The sequence below is a fragment of the Bacillus sp. K2I17 genome, assembly GCF_002209985.1.
GTDB classification, from domain to species: Bacteria; Bacillota; Bacilli; order Bacillales; family Bacillaceae_G; genus Bacillus_A; species Bacillus_A wiedmannii.
The window spans coordinates 1-1,789 of the sequence record NZ_NJGF01000113.1 but is presented as its reverse complement, the minus strand read 5'-3'; the positions used below and the strand labels follow the sequence as shown (position 1 = coordinate 1,789).

Sequence of the window (1,789 nt, the reverse complement as noted above, 5' to 3'; positions counted from 1 at the left end):
TAAAACAATGAAAGCCCTACCTCTCTTTCATCCTTACGGCTCCTTGTCCGTGCCAGTGTGAATCAGAATTGCAAAAATCAAGTGACTATTTAATCGAGTTATTTGATGAAATTTCGAACGTTCGTAAAAGAAATTTAAAAATAAAAATGGATTAGATTGAAGTAATAACAAAAGAGGTTCCTACTCTAAAAGCGAGTTGAAGAAGTTGAATGTCTTTGAAATGATTTACTTTTAATAATAATCATATTCCCGAAAAATTCAGGATATTTTCGGGAGATGTAATACATTATCTATTATGAACCTTAACAGAAACTTTTTATTTGATTTTCAGTAATCCCTTTAATTAATCCTAGTTCACTAATCAAAAATTCATGTGCGTTATCCAACATTTTTTTTTCGCTTGTATTAAGTGCCTTTTCTTTCTTCATACGCATTAAATCACGTACAACTTCAGCACCTTCTTGTATTTCACCCGTTTTTATTTTGTCCGTGTTCACTTTATACCTTTGTTTCCACGGCAATAATTTATCTGATTCTCCATGCTGAAAAATGTGTATAATGTGTTTTAATGCAAGTATATCAGTAACTGGGCGTATACTCGAACTTAGTATTTTACCCATAGGAATCATGACTTGCATATTACTGATTGACATTTTTATAACATAATACTGTTGTTTTTTTCCTGAGAATTCTTTTTCTTCTATGGCTTCAATTATACCTGCTCCGTGCATTGGATAAACAATGTTATCGCCAATTTGAAACATATAATCCACCTCCATATATGGTAACCTTCTTAACCTTAACATATATGTGATTTTTTATCAAATATTTTATAATATCATAAAATCATTTTTATCGTCAACCACTTTTTTAGAAAAAATTAAATTATGTAAAAAACACCCCCAAAACAATAGGGGGTGTTTCAGCTTTCCCATAAAGAGCGGGGGAATTTCCCCGCTTATATTCTGAAATCTCTACTCATTAACGTAGATCAGCTTTCCCTTGAAAACGACCAAATCGATCCCGTATTTTTTTCAATCTTGTGTGGTATTCCAAAATCTCAATTCTTGCTTTTTCAGCTAAAGGTGCAATTGGTCGTAAGTCTTTTAACCCCCAATAATCAACCACTACATCAAGTACTTGATCAAAATATTGTAGTGGCCCATAGTTCGCTTCTTTCGCAATCACAGCCATTCTATTTTCAAAATCAGGCATGACGGCACCTGGCATTTTAAAATTTCTAATCACATTGGCAATATGATAGCAATAATTAGGTTCCAATTCCAAATGTGTTCGAATGACGTCTCGATAAAATGCATAATGAAGAGTTTCATCTTTTGCAAGACGGCGTAATAATGTAGCAAGATCTGGATCATGCTTACTTGCAACCTTAGCGACATTATTGTAAAACACCATCGTTGCAAGTTCTTGTAGCGTCGTATACGTCATGGCTTCGATTGGTGTATGAAAATCAGGCTCAAATCCACCCTCAACGACTGACTTTCTTAATTCATGTATTCGTTTAGGATTCACACTTCGAGTGAGTAGTAAATATGTCTCCAATAAATTCGAATGTTGATCCTCTTCTGAAGTCCAGGTATGAATAAAGTCTGTAATAACAGAAAGGGACCCTTTAAAAGTTGCAGATAAATACGTTGTAAACCATGGTAAATTCACTTCTGTTAATAAAGCTGTTTCAATGGCTGTAATTACACCAGAAGGAAGAGTAACTTGACTTTCATCCCAAGGAACTCTTTTAAAGTCCATTCCCTTATCCCATGGTAAAAAC

The 1,789-nt window shown here is 33.9% G+C and carries 2 protein-coding genes; both read right to left on the bottom strand.

Going from position 1 to position 1,789, the window contains the following annotated elements; translation table 11 throughout:
- Nucleotides 1–302: 302 nt before the first annotated feature.
- Nucleotides 303–764, bottom strand: a complete 462-nt coding sequence (locus tag CER22_RS30955; RefSeq protein ID WP_016079014.1) for a CarD family transcriptional regulator — start codon at nt 762–764, stop codon at nt 303–305.
- Between the two features lie 217 nt (nt 765–981).
- The coding region (locus CER22_RS30950; protein WP_088610498.1) for an acyl-ACP desaturase at nt 982–1,789 on the bottom strand (808 nt) is incomplete at its 5' end.